General features: G+C 64.6%; 15 protein-coding genes, 1 pseudogene and 1 other annotated feature. Of the genes and pseudogenes, 6 read left to right on the forward strand and 10 right to left on the reverse strand.

Annotated elements, in window-relative coordinates; genetic code table 11:
- Window positions 1–3: 3 nt before the first annotated feature.
- The 3 genes from NKH06_RS08585 (at window position 4) to NKH06_RS08595 (ending at window position 3,186) form a co-directional block, all read left to right on the forward strand.
- Window positions 4–594: an NAD(P)H-dependent oxidoreductase gene (locus NKH06_RS08585; RefSeq protein ID WP_128305158.1), complete on the forward strand. Its 591-nt coding sequence runs from the start codon at window positions 4–6 to the stop codon at window positions 592–594.
- 243 nt (window positions 595–837) lie between these two features.
- Entirely contained in the window at window positions 838–2,370 is a 1,533-nt protein-coding gene (locus NKH06_RS08590; protein WP_352892722.1) for a YifB family Mg chelatase-like AAA ATPase, read from the forward strand.
- A 276-nt stretch (window positions 2,371–2,646) separates the two neighbouring features.
- Window positions 2,647–3,186, forward strand: coding sequence for a J domain-containing protein (locus NKH06_RS08595; RefSeq protein WP_352797307.1), 540 nt, complete (start codon window positions 2,647–2,649; stop codon window positions 3,184–3,186).
- Between the two features lie 117 nt (window positions 3,187–3,303).
- On the opposite strand, the gene NKH06_RS08600 is transcribed toward NKH06_RS08595, so the two are convergent.
- The 7 genes from NKH06_RS08600 to cysK form a co-directional block, all read right to left on the reverse strand.
- Window positions 3,304–5,472: a malate synthase G gene (locus NKH06_RS08600; protein WP_352797310.1), complete on the reverse strand. Its 2,169-nt coding sequence runs from the start codon at window positions 5,470–5,472 to the stop codon at window positions 3,304–3,306.
- Between the two features lie 65 nt (window positions 5,473–5,537).
- A complete protein-coding gene (locus tag NKH06_RS08605) occupies window positions 5,538–7,613 on the reverse strand; it encodes a hydantoinase/oxoprolinase N-terminal domain-containing protein (protein WP_352892725.1) in 2,076 nt (691 codons plus the stop codon).
- Window positions 7,614–7,922: 309 nt separating this feature from the next.
- The gene (locus NKH06_RS08610; protein WP_352673170.1) at window positions 7,923–8,549 is read right to left on the reverse strand and encodes a CDGSH iron-sulfur domain-containing protein; all 627 of its coding nucleotides are present in this window, start codon (window positions 8,547–8,549) and stop codon (window positions 7,923–7,925) included.
- Between the two features lie 115 nt (window positions 8,550–8,664).
- Window positions 8,665–9,036, reverse strand: coding sequence for an RES family NAD+ phosphorylase (locus NKH06_RS08615; protein ID WP_352797316.1), 372 nt, complete (start codon window positions 9,034–9,036; stop codon window positions 8,665–8,667).
- 125 nt (window positions 9,037–9,161) lie between these two features.
- Window positions 9,162–9,518 carry a hypothetical protein gene (locus NKH06_RS08620; RefSeq protein ID WP_352892727.1) on the reverse strand — a complete coding sequence of 119 codons (357 nt, stop codon included), beginning with the start codon at window positions 9,516–9,518 and terminating at the stop codon, window positions 9,162–9,164.
- A 49-nt stretch (window positions 9,519–9,567) separates the two neighbouring features.
- Window positions 9,568–11,055, reverse strand: a complete 1,488-nt coding sequence (locus NKH06_RS08625; protein ID WP_352892728.1) for a pyridoxal phosphate-dependent decarboxylase family protein — start codon at window positions 11,053–11,055, stop codon at window positions 9,568–9,570.
- 12 nt (window positions 11,056–11,067) lie between these two features.
- Window positions 11,068–12,156 (reverse strand): cysteine synthase A, encoded by a 1,089-nt coding sequence (cysK, locus tag NKH06_RS08630; RefSeq protein ID WP_352892730.1) that lies wholly within the window; start codon window positions 12,154–12,156, stop codon window positions 11,068–11,070.
- 254 nt (window positions 12,157–12,410) lie between these two features.
- Here cysK and NKH06_RS08635 point away from each other — a divergent pair.
- The 3 genes and pseudogenes from NKH06_RS08635 to NKH06_RS08645 all read left to right on the forward strand — a co-directional run bounded on the left by NKH06_RS08635 (window position 12,411) and on the right by NKH06_RS08645 (window position 15,141).
- A pseudogene (locus tag NKH06_RS08635) lies at window positions 12,411–14,376 on the forward strand (BTAD domain-containing putative transcriptional regulator).
- 127 nt (window positions 14,377–14,503) lie between these two features.
- Window positions 14,504–14,686, forward strand: coding sequence for a hypothetical protein (locus NKH06_RS08640; protein ID WP_502896789.1), 183 nt, complete (start codon window positions 14,504–14,506; stop codon window positions 14,684–14,686).
- Between the two features lie 80 nt (window positions 14,687–14,766).
- Window positions 14,767–15,141 carry a YkvA family protein gene (locus NKH06_RS08645; protein WP_352720966.1) on the forward strand — a complete coding sequence of 125 codons (375 nt, stop codon included), beginning with the start codon at window positions 14,767–14,769 and terminating at the stop codon, window positions 15,139–15,141.
- 87 nt (window positions 15,142–15,228) lie between these two features.
- On the opposite strand, the gene NKH06_RS08650 is transcribed toward NKH06_RS08645, so the two are convergent.
- From NKH06_RS08650 to NKH06_RS08660, 3 genes are all read right to left on the reverse strand, one after another.
- Window positions 15,229–15,534, reverse strand: coding sequence for a UBP-type zinc finger domain-containing protein (locus tag NKH06_RS08650; protein WP_023814177.1), 306 nt, complete (start codon window positions 15,532–15,534; stop codon window positions 15,229–15,231).
- Complete coding sequence (locus NKH06_RS08655; protein ID WP_352892732.1) at window positions 15,527–17,218, reverse strand: FAD-dependent oxidoreductase; 1,692 nt, start codon at window positions 17,216–17,218, stop codon at window positions 15,527–15,529. The genes NKH06_RS08650 and NKH06_RS08655 overlap by 8 nt, the downstream gene beginning before the upstream one ends.
- A gap of 155 nt (window positions 17,219–17,373) precedes the next feature.
- The gene (locus tag NKH06_RS08660) at window positions 17,374–18,858 is read right to left on the reverse strand and encodes a SulP family inorganic anion transporter (protein WP_128305274.1); all 1,485 of its coding nucleotides are present in this window, start codon (window positions 18,856–18,858) and stop codon (window positions 17,374–17,376) included.
- Between the two features lie 72 nt (window positions 18,859–18,930).
- Window positions 18,931–18,986 (reverse strand) — a sequence feature (sul1 is cis-regulatory element that is thought to sense ions involved in sulfur or methionine metabolism; They are found in Alphaproteobacteria).
- Window positions 18,987–19,008 lie beyond the last annotated feature (22 nt).

Here is a 19,008-nt window from a genome sequence, read left to right on the forward strand (position 1 = left end):
GCCATGAAAATCAATGTCGTCTACGCGCATCCACTAGCCGACAGTTACCAGGCGGCGCTCCACAAACGGGTCGTTCAGACCCTCAAAGCCAGGGGTGACGAGGTCGTTGATTTCGATCTCCATCAGATGAAGTTCGATCCTGTGATGCATGCCGAAGAAAGACATGGCCACTTTGACCCTGCCCAGGCACCCAGCGACTTGCAGGTTTACATCGACGCGTTGAGATGGGCGGAGGCATGCGTTTTCTGCTTTCCGACATGGTGGTCAGGCATGCCCGCAATCTTGAAGGGTTATTTTGATCGAGTTTGGCGACCGGGGGTGGCTTACGAGTTGCCGGCAGACGGTGGCGTGATCAAGCCGGCGCTATTGAACATCCGGCGGATGGGCGTTGTTACCACATGCGGGTCGCCGTGGTGGTATACTGAACTGTACATGCAAAACCCGGGAAGGAAGGTGCTGCTGCGCGGTCTCAAGACTATGTGCGGCCGCAACGTGAGGCACCTCTACCTGACGAGATATTCCGTCGAAAACATCTCTGATGACCAGAGGGAAATGTTCGCCCGCAAGGTGGAGCGCCTGTTCGACAAATTCTAGCCATCTATGCTCGGGTATGTCATCTTTGATGCCAGCGAGCCTTTGACGGAGCGGGCGCTCAAGCTTCCGATCAAAGCCTAGCTTATGGACGGCGCTCCTTGCCGGCAGAATTCCTCACCGTGGTGAAGCTATATGTTCTCGTAATGTTCTTGCTTAACTCCGAAATCTGTGGTTGTCTTCTTTGACTTCGCTCACACCCTGATCGCCAGGGCATGGGCGAACTACTGTCCGGGGGTACAAAAAATGGTGGCGCGGGTTCGCACGGTCGCTTTCCAAGGCATCGAGGCCGTGCCGGTCGACGTGCAGGTGATGATCGCGCCCGGCAAGGTCAACATGCACATCGTCGGCCTGGGCGACAAGGCGGTGGCCGAAAGCCGCGAGCGGGTGCAGGCCGCACTGCATGCTTCCGGCCTGTCGATGCCGTCGAAGAAGGTGACTGTCAATCTGGCGCCGGCCGACCTGCCGAAGGAAGGCAGCCACTACGACCTGCCGATCGCACTCGGCCTAATGGCCGCGCTGGGCGCCATTCCGGGCGACATGCTGGCCGGCTATGTCGTGCTTGGAGAATTGTCGCTCGACGGCACGATTGCCGCGGTCGCCGGCTCCTTGCCGGCGGCGATCGCCGCCAATGCCGAGGGCAAGGGCCTGATCTGCCCGTTCGCATGCGGGCCGGAAGCGGCCTGGGCTGGAAAGGATATCGACATTCTGGCACCGCGCAGCCTGATTGCCATCGCCAATCATTTTCGTGGCACGCAGGTGCTGTCGCGCCCCGAGGCCGGCATCCACGCCGCGGCGCTGGATTTGCCCGACCTCGCCGACATCAAGGGCCAGGAGACCGCCAAGCGGGCGCTGGAAGTCGCCGCCGCCGGTGGTCATAATCTGCTTATGATCGGACCGCCTGGATCCGGCAAATCGATGCTGGCGCAGCGGCTGCCGTCGATCCTGCCGCCGCTGGCGCCGAAGGAATTGCTCGAAGTCTCGATGATCGCCTCGGTGGCGGGGGAACTCGGCGAAGGCAAGCTGACCGACCGGCGGCCGTTCCGCGCGCCGCACCACTCGGCCTCGATGGCGGCGATGGTCGGCGGCGGCATCCGCGCGCGGCCGGGCGAGGTGTCGCTGGCCCATCACGGCGTGCTGTTCCTCGACGAGTTTCCCGAGTTCACGCCGCAGACGCTCGATGCGCTGCGCCAGCCGCTGGAGACCGGCGACTGCATGATCGCGCGGGCCAACCATCGCGTCACCTATCCGGCGCGTATCCAGCTGGTGGCGGCGATGAACCCGTGCCGCTGCGGCATGGCCGGCGAGCCGGGCTATCGCTGCCTGCGCGGCGAGCGTTGCCGCACCGACTATCAGGCGCGCATTTCGGGCCCGCTGCTCGATCGCATCGATCTCAGGATCGAAGTGCCGGCGGTCTCGGCCAGCGACTTGATCCGGCCCGACCGGGCGGAGAAAAGCGCCGATGTGGCGATGCGCGTGGCACGCGCCCGCACCATCCAGCGCGAACGCTTCGAGCGGCTCGGCGCCACCCGCGCCACCACCAACGCGCATTGCTCACCGTCGATCATCGAGGAAATCGCCATGCCTGACGTCGCCGGCCTGTCGCTGCTCAAGGACGCCAGCGAAAAGCTCGCCTTTTCGGCGCGGGCCTATCACCGTGTGCTGAAGGTGGCACGGACGCTTGCCGATCTCGACGCCAGCGAAACCGTCGGCCGAATCCATCTGGCCGAAGCGATCTCCTACCGCATGAGCTCGGAGCGGATGGCGCAGGCGGCGTAGGTCACTCGCCGCCCGACAAGCCGACCTCGCCACATTGCCTTCCGCGATCACGCCATAACACCGCCTCCGCGAATCGATCATCTCCACGGTGCGGCGGACCTGATTGTCCGCTTGGCCGGCGCCCTCACCACCCAACGGCCCCACCGACCGGACGCCGGCCATTTTCTTCCTCTTCCAGAAAGCGTGGATGTCATCGGCGTCGGACCAAGGTCTTGGCCTCCGCATTGACATTCCTTATTTAGACAATGCGAATATGGTGTGGTCGGGGAGCCCGCTATGTTCATTGACTACTACGAAGTTTTGGAAGTTAGCCCGAACGCCAATTCGGAAACGTTGGAGCGCATATTTCGCTATTTTGCGATGCGCTATCATCCAGACAATCGCGAAACCGGCGATGAAGCCCGTTTCAGTGAAATCGTGGAAGCCCACAATACGCTCAAGGATCCGGTCAAACGCGCACAATACGACATCGCGTACAGAGACCATGCCGGCCTTCGCCACGAGCTGGCCGAGGAAGCCAGCAGCACCAAAGGCATCGAGCGGGATGTCGTGATCCAGGCCAGGCTGCTGTCGCTGCTTTACGCGAAGCGCCGGCACGACGTCAGCAATCCCGGGATCGGAGATGTGGAGCTCGAACGCTTGTCAGGCTGTCCGCGAGAGCATCTCGAATTTCATCTCTGGTATTTGAAAGCGAAGGGCTGGATAGCAAGAGTGGAAAACGGGACGATCGCGATTACGGTGGAAGGCGTCGATCGGGTCAACTCCGAACACCGTCGCGATCCCACCATCCGGCTCCTGGACCATACGGCTTCCTGACGCCTTGTCTGTGGCCGGAAGCAAATAGCATCCGCCGCACCAGTCGCGGACGCGCCTTCAACGCCGCTGGCGATTTCACCACCGTCGAGCGAAATACGACAAAACCGATCCGTTGCCTCAGGCTTGCTGCGCCTTCAGTTCCAGCCGCCGCGCGTGCAGCACCGGCTCGGTGTAGCCGTTGGGCTGGACGCGGCCCTTGAAGACCAGGTCACAAGCGGCCTGGAAGGCGATCGACTTGGTGAAATCGGCGGCCATGGGCTGGTAGAGTGGGTCGCCCGCGTTCTGGCGGTCGACGATGTCAGCCATGCGCTTCATCGTCGCCATCACCTGGTCCTCGCTGCACACGCCGTGGTGCAGCCAATTGGCGATGTGCTGTGAGGAAATACGCAGCGTGGCGCGGTCTTCCATCAGGCCGACATCGTTGATGTCAGGCACTTTCGAGCACCCGACGCCCTGGTCGATCCAGCGCACGACATAGCCAAGAATGCCCTGCGCGTTGTTGTCGAGTTCCTTCTGGATGTCTTCGGGCGACCAGTTCGGCCGCACCGCAACGGGCACCGACAGGATGTCGTCGAGCCTGGCCTTCGGCCGGTTCTTCAGCGCCGCCTGCACGGCGTGGACATCGACCTTGTGATAGTGCGTGGCATGCAGCGTCGCCGCCGTCGGCGACGGCACCCAGGCGGTGTTGGCACCGGCCTTGGGGTGGGCGATCTTCTCGGCCAGCATCGCCGCCATCAAATCCGGCATCGCCCACATGCCCTTACCGATCTGGGCGTGGCCGGCCAAGCCGCATTCCAGCCCGGTGTCGACATTCCACGCCTCGTAAGCGGAAATCCAGGCGGCCTGCTTCATGTCGCCCTTGCGGATCATCGGGCCGGCTTCCATCGAGGTGTGTATCTCGTCGCCGGTGCGGTCGAGGAAGCCGGTGTTGATGAACACGACGCGCTCTTTTGCGGCGCGGATCGCCTCCTTGAGGTTGACGGTGGTGCGCCGCTCCTCGTCCATGATGCCCATCTTGATGGTATTCCTGGCCATACCGAGCAGGGCCTCGACGCGGTCGAATATCTCGACGGCGAAAGCGACCTCCTCCGGCCCATGCATCTTGGGCTTCACGACATACATCGAGCCGGCGCGGGAATTGGCGCGGCGGCCGTTCGGCCCTACATCGTGCAGCGCGATCAGCGCCGTCATCGCCGCATCCATGATGCCTTCCGGAACCTCGTTGCCGTCGCGATCCAGTATCGCCGGGTTGGTCATGAGGTGGCCGACATTCCTGACCAGCATCAGCGAGCGGCCGGGCACGGTCAGCGTGCCGCCGGCGGGCGCGGTGTAGGAGCGGTCAGGATTGAGCTTGCGGACAAAACTCTTGCCGCCCTTGGTGATCTCTTCCGTCAGATCGCCCTTCATCAGGCCGAGCCAGTTGCGGTAGACGACGACCTTGTCTGGCGCATCCACCGCCGCGACCGAATCCTCGCAGTCTTGGATGGTGGTCAGCGCCGATTCCAGGATGACATCGGCGATGCCAGCCGGATCGGTGCGGCCGATCTGGTTGTTGCGGTCGATCACGATCTCGATGTGCAGGCCGTTGCGCACAAGCAGCACGGTATCGGGATTGGCGGCATCGCCACGATAGCCGACGAATTGCCTGGGGTCGGCCAGCGTCGTCGAGCCGGCGCCGGCGCTTAGCCGCAGGGCGCCTTGCGCCAATGACAGACCGTTGACCCCGGCCCATTTGCCCGAGGTGAGCGGGGCAGCCTCGTCGAGGAAGGTCTTCGTCCAGGCAACGACCTTGGCGCCGCGCGCCGGATTGAAGGCTTTGCCCTTTTCGGCGCCATCCGTTTCGGGGATGGCATCGGTGCCGTAGAGCGCATCGTAGAGCGAACCCCAGCGCGCATTGGCGGCGTTGAGCGCATAGCGCGCATTCATCACCGGCACGACCAGCTGCGGTCCGGCAACATCAGCGATTTCGGGGTCGACATTGTCGGTCGACACGCTGAAGGGCGGGCCCTCCAGAACGATATAGCCGATCTCTTTCAGGAAGCCCTTGTAGGCCTCCATGTCGACCGGCGCGCCGTGATCGCGATACCAGCCATCTACCTGTTCCTGGATGGCGTCACGCGCTGCCAGCAGCGCCCGGTTCTTCGGCGCCAAATCATGGATGATGGCCGAAAAACCGTTCCAGAAGGCGTCCGCTTCGATCTCCGTGCCCGGCAGCGCTTCCCTGGCCACGAACTCATGCAGCTCGCGGGCAATCCGCAATCCGGCGATCTCGATGCGGTCGGTCATCAGGCTACTCCAGATGAAAGGCTTTGCGGGCCTTTGGCATGTCAGGTTTGCCGGGTCAATTCAGCTTAGGGTGAAGGTGGCGTATTTCGCCGCCCCGCGCAAACCGCAATGCGCGGCCTTCCCGAGGCCACGGCCACGACATGCGCCTCGATGAACATGCGCTGGGCTTCGACGGTCGAGACCCGGAATTCGGTGGCGACGTCGATCTCGGCGCTGTCGGTGCCGGCATCCCTGGCGCGCTCCGCGACGATGGCGCGGACATCGGCCTCGGCCGCCGCGATCGCCGTCGCCTCGTCGAGGAAATCGCGCACGGTCTCGCCCGAGGCGAGACGAAACAGCCCTTCCATGGGCTGGCTGACCCGCGCCTCGGCCGATACCCTGACCTGGCCGACGACGGCGCCGAGCGCGTTGGCGACATCGGTATTCCTGGGCACCACGCAGTCATTGCCGATCAGCGGCGGCAGCCCGGCATAGTGCAGCGGCGCCGAGGCGCCGAGGCCGATGACCGGGCGGTCGAGCGCAACGCTCAGGCGGGCGATGCCGGGATGCGCGTCGACCGCGCGCTGCACCAGGGCGTGCGCCACCGTCGACGCGCCATCGAGCCCATCCTCGGCAAAGGCGGTCTCGAGGATATATTCGGCCGACCAGCGCGTCAGCGTCACCAGCACCCGTTCCGAAATCGCTTCCGGCGAAGCGGCGATGTTCTGGCCACGGCCGTCACGCTTGCGGGCGAACAGTTCGGCGCCGAGGCGCGCGGCGATGGGATCCCAGTTCGCCTGCTTGCCCAGCACATGGGCGGCGTCCGACGGGGTGAAGCCGGCGACATGCACCAGCCCGCGCGACACCAGCCGGTTCAGCGTCGCGTTCTGCGCGTTGGAACTCAAAAGCCTGTCGACGGCGAGCGGCACGGCACCGATCAGCTCGTAGAGCCTGGCTTCGGCGCCGGTCAGGCCGGCGGCGAGCCGGTCCGGCACGCCGGTGCGCACCGCGAAGCGGCCGTCCATGCGGCCGGGATTGGGCGCCCGCAGCTGGCGTTCGAGTTCGGAGGTGACAGCTGTACCGTGCGCCATGCCGGCCAGCGCCAACGGCACCAGGCGGCGCGGCCCGAGCAGGATCTTCGGGTTGAGCGCGCCATCTTCCAGCGCCACTTCGGAATCGCCGCCGAGGCCGAAGGTGCGCATGGCGACGGCCTCGACCATGGTGCGGAAGCCGCCGACGGTGGCGCCTTCCGGGTCGAGCCTGGGACGGCCGCCATCGAGCACGGCGACGTCGGTGGTGGTGCCGCCGATATCGGACACCATGGCATTGTCGAGCCCGGTCATGTGGCGGGCGCCGACCAGGCTGGCGGCCGGGCCGGACAGGATGGTCTCGATCGGCCGCTGGCGGGCAAACGCTGCCGAAACCAGCGCACCGTCGCCGCGCACCACCATCAGCGGGGCTGCAATGTTGCGCGCCTGGAGAAAGCCTTCGGTTGCCGCCACCAGCCGGTCGATCATTGAGATCAGCCTGGCGTTGAGCAGAGTGGTGAGTGCCCGGCGCGGGCCGCCGAGCTTGGCCGACAGCTCGTGGCTCGATGTGACCGGCAGGCCTGTCTTTTCGCGGATCAACTCGCGGGCGGCGATCTCATGCGCCGGATTGCGGGTGGCAAAATAGGCGCAGACGGCAAAGCCGGACACCGAGGCGCCGAGTTCCGGCAACGCCGCCTCCAGTCCAGACAGATCGAGCTTGGCGGCATTGCCGTGCACATCGTGGCCGCCCGGACAAAAAACCACCGGATCGGTGCCGAGCGCGGCCTTCAGCCCGTCGCGGGCGAGGTCGCCCTCGGAAAAGCCGATCATCACCAGCGCGACGCGGCCGCCCTGGCCCTCGACAAGCGCGTTGGTGGCAAGCGTCGTCGACATCGACACCAGCTTGATATCAGCCGGATCGGTTCCCGCTTTCTGCAGCACCGCGTCGACGGCGCCGGAAATACCCACGGCAAGATCATGCCTGGTGGTCAGCGCCTTGGCCTTGGCCAGCACCTTGCCTTTGTTCGGCCCCTCTTGCGGGCCTTCCGTCTCAGACCACAACACGGCGTCGGTATAGGTGCCGCCGGTGTCGATCCCGAGGAACAGCGGCTTTGGCTTGGTCTTGGCTGTCATCTTTTTGGCGGCGGTCCGGGTGGCAATTTATTTGTCCCTGCCCTTAGCCGATACGGAACGGACGATAAAGCCGCGAGCGCTGGGCCACGGTAGGTAGGTTGGTGGTGGTGAACAAGCGAGGTCGGCGGGACAGCACCCCCCTCTGCCCTGCCAGGCATCTCCCCCGCAAGGGGGGAGATCGGATGTCATCCCCGCTTTCGCCATCTTCAATGCCGAAAAGGGCGCCGCCGGCGGAAACTGCCAATCTCCCCCCTTGCGGGGGAGATGTCCGGCAGGACAGAGGGGGTGCTGTCCCGCCGGCCAAAACAGCTACCCCACAAACCCCACCTTCTTGTGCGTACCATCGCAGAACGGCTTGTTGGCGGAATGGCCGCAGCGGCAGAGGAAGGCGCGTTGGGTACGGTCGACCGTATGGCCGGTTCCGGTGACGATCTCGAGATTGCCCTCGAGCTTGAGCGGGCCATTGGTGGTCGGCGTCACTTTCAGCGGACCATTCCTCGCTTCGAGCGCCGGCGTGTCCTTCAGCGGCGGCTCGCCGGTGGCGGCAAAACCGGACTTGTTGTGGCTGCCGTCGCAAAACGGCTTGTTTTCCGAAGCGCCGCAGCGGCAAAGCGTGGCACGATAAGAAGTCTCGCCGTCGAGCACGATCTCGGCGTGTACCGCCAGCGGGCCGTTTTCCCGCAGCCGCACCGTGTTGACCACCGGCGATTGCTCCTGCGGCCCGCCATCCTTCCGGACATAGGTGATGGCGCCCGAGGGGCAGCTTTCGGCGATGGCAACGATCTTCTCGACGCTGGCCGCCTCGGGATGGATCCATTGGCCCGGCGCGTTGGGCACGAAGACGTGCGGATCGCCGAGCACGCAGTTGCGCGAATGGATGCAGCGCTTGCCGGAAAACCCGACGTCGATCTTGTCGCTTTCGACCATGCCGGCCATAGCTGAGCTCCTTTTGCCTGAAGCGCGTCGCGTCTGAACAGGTCGAGGCGTCGCGCGCTGGGTATTTGCACAGGCTATGGCTTCCGGTCCGAAGACCGTCAAGCTGGCAAACCGGTCAGGGGACCAGTTCGATCTCCTCGGTCTCGCCGCCGTTGCAGGTGTAGCAGCAATCCTCGCATTTTTCCGTGTTGCCGGGACCGACGCCCCAATAGGTGCCCTCGTCGCCATCGACCCAGGCGCCGTAGCAGATCGATTCGCCCGCGTTGCAGGATATCGGCAGCTGCTTGGTCTCGCCGTCGTCGAGGAAATAGTCCTTGTCCTCGCCCGGCCAGACATAGTCGCGATCCTGGCTGTAGAGCTCGACGCGCATGGCATTGGGATGGCTGTTCTTGATGGCGAAGGTGACATCGTCGGCATGCGCCGCCGACGCAACCAGCATGACGAAGGACAGCGCGGCCAGCATGCGGCGCGCATAGGCATGAAACATGATAACCCCCGAATAAGCGGCCCACCCGGCCGCGGGGCGACCATTGCATGCAGCGCTGAAACGCGGAAGTGGGCCGGACGAGCCGATCCCTGACTTAATTTGGGTCCAACGGAAACTTCCGCGCTCTACGGCACCAGATCGATCGTCTCGGTGGAATGTTCCACGCAGATGAAGCAGCAAGTGTCGCAGGGCTGGTCATTGTCCGGCCCGACGCCGGCCGAAATGCTGTCGTTGCCGTCGACCCAGGCGCCGTAGCAGATGTGTTCGCCCTGATTGCAGGACAGCGGCACGGATTTCTGCGACCCGGGTTCGATCAGGAACACCTTGTCGTTGCCCGGCCAGACTGTTTCGCGGTCGCGGCTGAACAGCTCGACCGCGACAGATTCCTTGCGCAGGTTCTTGACGAAGAAGGCCATGTCGGCGGCCTGCGCCGGGGCGGTGAAGACCAGCGCTGCCAGTGCAACCATACGAAACAGCGTCACGGCCTGGATCTCCCGAATCATCGCGGCAGAATCGCATGCCTGCCCGTAACTAGGAAGGCGCGGAACCCTGCGTTGCGATGTCATGCCCCAGCCGCACCGTTTCATGCACCAGAAGGTCGAGATCCTCGCGCCGTGTGCGATGGTTGGTGATCGCCACGCGCAACCAGTGCTCGCCATGCACCGTGGTGTCCGAAAGGGCCGCAATGCCCTGTTCCTGCAGCCGCAGCATGATCTCCGTGTTGAGCGCCTTCAGAGCCTCGCCTGTCAGACCGGGCTGATAGCGGAAGCAGACGATGTTGACGGTCGGCGATGCCGCCAGCTGCAACCGCGGTGCGGCCTCGATGAGGCCGGCAAGATAGACGGCCTGGGCAATGTTCTGGTCGATCAGGCGGCCGAATTTCTCGACACCGTGCTCCTTCAGTGCCATCCACACCTTCAGCGCGCGAAAACCGCGCGACGTCTGCAGGCCGTAGTCGTGCAACCATTCGCCGGAAGCGAGGCCGCGCGGCATCGATTCCAGATATTCCGGCGTCACAGCGAAGGCCCCGCGATGCGCGGCGGCATCCCTGACCAGGGCGCAGCCGACCTCGAATGGCGCGTGCAGCCATTTGTGCGGATCGAGCGCGACCGAATCCGCCCGTTCGATGCCGGCGACGCGATGGGCATTTTCAGGCGCAATGGCGATCAGCGCGCCGATGCAGCCGTCGACATGGAACCAGAGGCCTTCCTCATGTGCCAGCTTCGCAAGCGCCTGCAAATCGTCGATCGCCCCGGTGTTGACGGTGCCGGCCGTACCGATGACGCAGGCCGGCTTGAACCCTGCCGCGCGGTCTTCGGTGATCGCCGCACGCAAGGCAGCGATATCGATGCGCAGCCCGGCATCGGTCGGGATGCGGCGCAGTGCCCGGTTGCCGAGGCCGAGTGCCTCCATCGCCTTGCGGTGGCACGAGTGTATCTGCTCCGAGCCGTAGAAGCGCAGCGGCTTTTCGATGGCGGCGACACCGTGCTCACGCACGTCGATGCCGGCCTTGACGTTGCGCGCCACGGTCAGCCCTATGATGTTGGCCATCGAGCCGCCGCTGACCAGCGTGCCGCCGGCAGAAGCGGGAAAGCCCAGCATCTCCTTGCACCAGTTCACCACCTGGCTGTCCATCAGCCCGGCGGCGTGGTTGCCGCCGCCGAGGTTCGAGCCCTGGATAGCCGCCAGGAAATCGCCGAGCGCGCCGGTGAAGTTGCTCGACCCCATATACCAGGACCAGAAGCGCGGATGGATATTGCCCATCGGATAGGACATCACCGTGCGGGACACCTCGGCATAGACAGCATCCAGCGGCGCCGGCGAGCGCGGCAGCGGCGCCGAGAAGGCCTTTCTCACATCGGCCGGCATCTCCCGCCAGACCGGGCGGTCGCGCACATCGCGGAGATAATCGACCGCATCGTCGATGACCCGGTGCGACAGGGCCTGCACATCGGCCCAGTCCAGGGGATCGAGCGTTTCCTCGGCCACCAGGCCGGGGTTTTCTTGCACGGCGTCCATGACGGATCTCCGTCAAGCCGCGGGAAACTGACAGCCGGGCGTCGAGCGCGACAGGGCAGTCTCGTCGGCATCCATCTCGGCCTCGATGCCGTCGAACAGCGGTGTCGACATGTAGCGCTCGCCGGTGTCGGGCAGCATGCACAGGATCACCGCGCCAGCCGGCGCCTTCTCCGCGACCTGCCGTGCCACGGCGAAGGTCGCGCCGCCGGAAATGCCGGTGAAGATGCCCTCTTTCCGCGCCAATTCCCTGGCCCATTTGATGCCCTCGGGTCCGGCGATCGGCATCACCTCGTCATAGAGGCTGGTGTCGATCGCCTCCTGCAGCACGTTGGGGATGAAATCCGGCGTCCAGCCCTGGATCGGGTGCGGTTCAAAGGCTGGATGGCTGGCGGCCGGGGCACCATCGGCGCCGCGCTGCTGCACCTTGCCGCTGCCGATGAGCTGCGCGTTGGCCGGCTCGGACAGCACGATACGGGTTTCCGGACGCTCGCGGCGCAGCACGCGCGCCACGCCGACCACCGTGCCGCCGGTGCCATAGCCGGTGACGAAGCAATCGAGCCGCGAGCCGGCGAAATCATTGACGATCTCGCGCGCCGTCGTCGCCTCGTGGATGGCGGCGTTGGCGGCCGTCTCGAACTGGCGGGCGAGAAACCAGCCATTGGCCTCGGCCAGTTCCACCGCCTTCTTGTACATGCCGAAACCTTTTTCAGCGCGCGGCGTCAGCACCACCCTGGCGCCCAGCATGCGCATCAGCTTGCGGCGCTCGACCGAAAAACTGTCGGCCATGGTGACGACCAGCGGATAACCCTTCTGCGCGCAGACCATGGCGAGGCCGATGCCGGTGTTGCCGCTGGTCGCCTCGACCACCGTCTGGCCCGGCTTCAGCGCACCGCTGCGCTCGCCCTCCTCGATGATGTTGAGCGCCAGCCGGTCCTTCACCGAAGCGCCGGGATTGAAATACTCGGCCTTGACGTAGATCGTCGCGTGGGCCGGTCCGAGATTGTTGATGCGAACCACCGGCGTGTCGCCGACGGTGTCGAGAATGCTGTCGAACAGGCGGCCGCGCCCGGCCGTGGTTCTGATCTTCTGCTGCTGCAACATCTTGGTCTCCCTGATTGTCATCGTGTTTTGTCTTCACGGGCCGGTTACAAGCCAGCGGGTTGGGCGGCGAGGTTTGGTGACCTTGCCGCGCTAGGACTGACATGCCGCACAGCGGCAATGGCTGTATCCGGCGCTGAAATCCGCTGCCGGATGCGCCGTGTCGTGTTTGGTGATACAGGAGAGGCCGACAGGCCAGCGTGGGAGCAGGCGTGGAAACGCACGTGGAATCCACTCGATCGAGGCTGGACGTCGAGATGCCGGTCCTTTCCGTGCGCCTGCTCGGGCCTTTGATGATCTTCCACGACGGCGCTCCGGTTACCCTGCCCGCGTCACGCAAGCTGCGCGCGCTGCTCGCCTATCTGGCGCTGGCACCGCATCCGGTCGGCCGCAGTCGCCTGTGCGAGTTGTTGTGGGATGTGCCGAACGACCCAAGGGGCGAACTGCGCTGGTGCCTGAGCAAGCTGCGGAGCACGCTCGACGCGGTGGGCCGACACCGGGTCGCGACACAGGGCGACACGGTCGCACTCGATCTGAGCGATTGCCTGGTCGATGCGCTGGAGGTGAGCCAGGCCGCCACGCAAGGGCTCGGCACCCTTGATGTCGAGCGCTTGCGGGCGCTGGCCAGACTGTTTGCCGGCGATTTCCTCGATGGGCTGGAGCTCGAGCGCAGCCCGCATTTCAACAGCTGGCTGACCGCGCAGCGCCGCCGCTTCCACTCGTGCCACGTCGCCGTGCTGGAGCAACTCGTCGGCAGCCTGGCGGCAGACAGCGACGAGGCGATCGCCCATCTCGACACATGGGTGGAACTGGCGCCGTTCGACCGGCGTGCACATGCGGCACTTTTGGCAGGTCTGGCCGGACGCGGCGAGATCGGCGCGGCTGAAGAGCATCTGGCGGCGGCAGAACAGTTGTTCGAATCGGAAGAACTGGATTTCGCACCGCTTCGCGCGGCCTGGCGGGCGATCCGTGACCGACAGTCGGGCATCTCGCTTCGGACGGCCTGCCTGTCCACACTATCGCCATTGGTGGCCACGCCGACCGCACCCGGCCCGGTCGAGCCCAGCCATGCTTCGCTGGCGGTGATGCCGTTTGTCGAGGAGGTCGGCGGCACGCGCGGCGGATTGGCCGACGGTTTCACCCACGACATCATCACCCGTCTCGCCAAGCTCAGGGACTTCTTCGTCATTGCGCGCGGATCGGTGTTTGCGCTGGCCGAGAAGAACATCGCGCCCGAGGATGCCGGCCGCCGGCTGAATGTCGACTATGTCGCCACCGGCACGGTGCGCAGCCCGTCCGGCCGCCTCATCGTCAGCGTCGAACTGATCGAGGTGCGCAGCGCCAGGATCGTCTGGGCCGAGACCTTCGAGCGCAGGCCCGATGACATCTTTTCCGTGCTTGACGACATCGGCAACAGCATCGTCTCCTCGATCTCGGCCGAGATCGAAACGGTCGAGCGCAACCGCGCCATGCTGAAGGCGCCCAGCTCGCTCAACGCCTGGGAGGCCTATCATCGCGGCCTCTGGCACATGTACCGCTTCACCCAGGCCGAAAACGAGCAGGCGCGGCATTTCTTTGCCCAGGCCCTGCAGCTCGACCCGACCTTTGCCCGCGCCTATGCCGGCCTGTCCTTCACTCACTGGCAGAACGCCTTCCAGCGCTGGGGCGACCGCGACCGCGAAAGCGCGCTGGCCTTCGAGAGCGCCGGGCACAGCCTGCTGGTCGACGACCACAATCCGGCCGCGCATTGGGCGATGGGCCGGGCGCTGTGGCTGCGCGGCGAGCAGGACGGTTCGCTGCTCGAACTCGAGCGGGCTGTCGATCTCAGCCCCAACTTCGCGCTCGGCCACTACGCGTTGTCCTTCGTGCATTCGCAGTCGGGCGACCCGCAAGCGGCGATCGGCTCTTCCGACCATTCGCGCCATCTCAGCCCGTTCGACCCGCTGCTGTTCGGCATGCTGGGCGCACGCGCCATGGCGCGAGGAAGCGGCCGAATGGGCACTGAAGGCGGCGGCGCGGCCCAACGCCCACGCCATCATACTGGCGATCGCCGCGCACTGCCTGGCGCTGGCCGGACGGCTCGACGAGGCGCGCGGCTTCGCCGCCGCCATTCGCAAGACAAGGCCGGACTATTGCGCCGACGATTTCATCGGCACCTTCCGCTTCGAGCCGGATGCCGTGGCGCTGTTCCGGCAGGGCGCCAGGCTTATCGGGCTGAACTGAAGCCTGGCATCGCCATCTGGGGCATCGCTTGGGAATTTCGCCTCAATTCCGCTGGGTTAACGAAGTCGGAAGGAGTTGTTTAACCGTTCGCGGCTATGTCACCGCGTGGGGGACCGACAAAGTGAGTATGATGAGCAACAGCTCCGACAAGCGCAATGAATGGCGCGCCATCTTTTACGTGCAAGCTCGCGTCGCCATCCTGTTTGTCCCGGTGGTTGCCAGCCTGCTGATCATAGCGGCGCTTGCCGGAAACGAACGCAAGTCCGTTCCCAGCATGATCGACCCGACCGTCACCGGCTCCGTGCGGTAAACCAGCGGTCATCGGGTTCTTCGAGACACTCTCGGAGGCGTGCGCTATCGGCGGTTTTCATTTGGCGTTAAAATCATCCGATGGCACTGAATGAGTGGGCCCGAACGATCAAGCGCGATGTGCATGCGCTCTACCTCGCCGCTCGCGATCCCCGAACGCCTTGGTATGCCAAGGCGCTTGCCGTGTGTGTTGCAAGCTATGCCTTGTCGCCAATCGACCTGATCCCCGATTTCATTCCGGTGATCGGCTATCTCGACGACGTCATCCTTGTCCCTTTGGGCGTCCTTGCCGTGGTCAGGATGATACCGCCCGAGGTGATGGCGGAACACAGAAAGACCGCCGCGCTGGCCGCCGACAGGCCGGTGAGCCGCTACGCGGCGGTGATCATTGTTTGTATCTGGGCTGCCTCGATCGTGCTGGCCGGGTGGCTGGGATATCTGTATTTCGCCGACTGACTGCCAAGCCGTTCTGCGGGGGGGCGGCCGCCAAGAAAGCCCGGATGGATCGCGCTTTCTCGGGATTCCTTCGCCATCTGCCGTCGCTCAAACAAAGCGCGGGATCGGGCCGTTCTGCGGGGTCACATCGTCGCCAAGCTCGATAAAAACCTCGTCGACATAGCACCATGCCCAGCCTTCGGGTGGATCGTAGCCCTCGATGATCGGATGCTTGGTGGCGTGGAAATGCTTGGTGGCGTGGCGGTTGGGCGAGTCGTCGCAGCAGCCGACATGGCCGCAGGTGCGGCAGAGCCGCAGATGCACCCATTGCGACCCACTCTGCAGGCATTCCTCGCAGCCGAGCGCGCTCGGCGTCACCTTCCTGATGTCGCGCGTATGTCTGCATTCATCCATGATGCTCTCCTGCCATTCGAGGTGTATCGGCGTTGCCGCGCGCGAGATATGCATGCAATGCCGCGACCACCTGGGCGCCTTCGCCGACAGCCGCCGCGACACGTTTGACCGAGCCGGCGCGGACGTCGCCTATGGCGAACACGCCGCTGCGGCTGGTCTCCATCTGCGCCGATCCTATGTCCGAGCCGGTGCGCACGAAACCTCTGGCGTCCAGCGCCACATCGCAGTTCGCCAGCCAATCGGTGTTCGGATCGGCGCCGATAAAGAGGAAGAGATGGCGGATCGAGCGCGTGGTTTCCGCGCCGTTGGCGCGGTTGCGCCAGCGCACTGTTGCAAGATTGCCCTCTTCGCCCTCCAGAGCCTCGATTTCGGTCCCGGTCAGCACCTCGATGTTCGGCTGCGCCCGGATGCGCTCGACCAGATAGCGCGACATGCTGGCATCGAGGCTGCCGCCGCGCGCCAGCAGCGCCACTTTCCGCGCATGACTGGCCAGATAGACGGCCGCCTGTCCGGCCGAATTGCCGGCGCCGACCAGCGCCACTTCCTGGCCCGCGCAAAGCCGGCCTTCGATGGGCGACGCCCAATAATGCACGGACGTTCCCTCGAACCGCGCCAGATTGGCGATGTCGAGGCGGCGATAGCGCGCGCCGCTGGCGATCACCACGCTGCGCGCGCGCACGGTCTCGCCATCACCGACATCGAGCAAATAGCGGGCGCCTGACGCGTCGGTGGCAGTGCTCAAAAGCTTCGCCTCGTCCGGGATGACCATTTCGACGCCGAATTTCTGCGCCTGGTTGTAGGCGCGCGCCATCAGCGCCATGCCCGAAATGCCCGTGGGGAAACCGAGATAATTCTCGATGCGCGAGGAGGCGCCGGCCTGTCCGCCGAAGGCACGGCAATCGAGCACGATCGTCGACAGGCCTTCGGATGCCGCATAGACCGCCGCCGCCAGCCCTGCCGGGCCGGCGCCGACGATGGCCACGTCATACACCGTATCGGCATCGATCGGCCGCAGCAGGCCGATGCAGCGGGCGAGGTCCTTTTCACCGGGGTTCATCAGCAGCCTGCCGTTTGGACAGAGCACGATCGGCAGGTGGTGCGGATCGACCTCGAAGCGTTCTACCAGGGTTTTGGCGCAGGGATCGCTGTCTGAATCGAGCACGCGGTGCGGTTGGCCGCTGCGGGCGAGGAAACCCTGCAGCCGCAACACGTCGGCATTGTCCTGGGGTCCGATGATGATCGGCCCGCTGGTGGCGCTCTCCAAAAGCCCGACGCGGCGCAGGATCAGCGCCCGCATGATGCGCTCGCCGAGATTCGCCTCCTGCACCATCAGGTCGCGCAGCCGCTGCGAGGCGATGACGAACGCCTCCACCGGTTCGGCGGCCTGCGCATTGACCAGCGAGGGACGGGCCGAAAGCTGCGCCAGTTCGCCGACAAAGCTGCCTGGACCGTGGGTGACGATCGTCTCGCGCCTGCCGAGCCCGCCATCCTGGGTGATATCCACGCTGCCCGACAGCACGACGATCAGACCGGGCGCTACATCGCCCGCCGTGACGATGTTCTCGCCGGCCGCATAGGCGCTGGCCTCGCCGAACCGGCGCATGCGGTCGATGTCCACCTCGGCCAGCGTGGGGAACGCCTGGTCGCGGCGGGCACCGAAGATCTGGGTGGTGGATTGAGCCATGGTTGAGCGTAGCGAAGCGGGCGCGGAGTTTGAAGCGGTTTGTTGGAGCCCTGACCAGGAGGGGAGGTCTGGCTGGTAGACACCACGCCATCGTCATCTCGGGCGAGGATCCAAACCGAGACACCAGCCGAAGAACCTCAGTCGGAAGGCCTTCGTCAGTGGCTGAAGACTCGTTCCAAAGCACCCGGCTCATTGTGCATGGCAAGTTTGTCCATGATGGTGACGCTGGCCTCGTTGAGACCTACCACCTCCACCTCGACGCCCTCGCGGCGGAACTTGAGAACGGCGGTGTCGACTGCGCCGACGCCAGTGAGGTCCCAGATATGAGCGTGAGTGACGTCGATGACGGCGCGCTGGAGGCGCTCCTTGAAATCGAACGCGTTCAGAAAGTCCTCCGCTGAAGCGAAGAATAACTGGCCCTCGATAAGGTAATGGCGCTCCGCGCCGTCGCCACTGAGGGTCGAGGTGACGCGGAAAATCTGCGACACCTTCCAAGCGAAGAAGATGCCCGAGAGCAGCACGCCCACCCCGACACCAAGCGCGAGATTGTGGGTCCCGACCACGGTGATCACTGTCGCCAGCATGACGATGCTTGAACGACGGGGGTGCTTCCTGAGATCGTTCAGAGAAGACCAGCTGAACGTGCCGATCGATACCATGATCATGATGGCGACCAGGGCCGGCATGGGAATGACGCGCAGCCAGTCGCCGAGCGACATGAGCATGAACAACAGGAACGCCCCGGCCACAAATGTGGAAAGCCGCGTGCGTCCACCAGATTTGACGTTGATAACCGACTGGCCGATCATGGCGCAACCGGCCATGCCGCCCAGGAACCCGGTTACGAAGTTGGCGATACCCTGGCCAACACATTCACGGTTCTTGTCGCTTTTTGTGTCGGTCATCTGGTCGACAATGGACGCCGTCAGCAGGCTTTCGAGCAGGCCAACCGCGGCCACGCCTAGTGAATAAGGCAAAATGATCCACAGCGTTTCCAGCGTGAAAGGCACGTCTGGCAGCAGGAAGGTCGGCAAGCTCGACGGCAGTTCGCCGAGGTCGCCCACCGTCCGCACGTCGATGTGAAGCAGCAGCGATAGGGTGGTGAGCACGATGATGCACACCAGAGGCGAGGGCACCGCCTTCGTGATGCGGGGAAACAGATAGATGATGGCAAGGCCGAGACTGATCATCGCATAGGTTTGCCACGGCATGCCGACCAGTTCCGGCAGTTGGGCCATGAAGATCAGAATCGCAAGCGCGTTGACAAATCCGGTCATCACCGAGCGCGACACGAACCGCATCACATAACCCAGCCTGGCGAAGCCGGCCGCGACCTGGACCACGCCGGCCAGAATGGTTGCCGCGAGCAGGTATTGCAGACCATGGTCGCGCACCAGTGTGACCATGAGCACGGCTGTCGCCGCGGTGGCTGCTGAAATCATCGCCGGCCGGCCGCCGGTGATGGAGATAATCATGGCGATGGAGAAAGAAGCGTAGAGCCCAATCTTGGGGTCAACGCCGGCAATGACAGAAAACCCGATGGCTTCTGGTATCAGCGCCAGGGCGACAACAATGCCCGCGAGCACGTCGCCGCGCAGGTTGCCGCGCCACTCGTCGCGGTAGGTTTTGAATGTGAGCATGGAATTCCGGTCAATCATTTCCAGACCGCGACGGACCGCAGCCCATCATAGTCAGCGCAGATCTGGTTTTGTTGTTGTCCGGCGGATCGGCGGCCGGAAGAGCCACCCGGAATTGCACCGGGTCCATCTTGGATATCTGCACATAGCCAA

Origin of the sequence: Mesorhizobium sp. M1342 (assembly GCF_040317955.1) — a bacterium.
GTDB lineage: Bacteria > Pseudomonadota > Alphaproteobacteria > Rhizobiales > Rhizobiaceae > Mesorhizobium.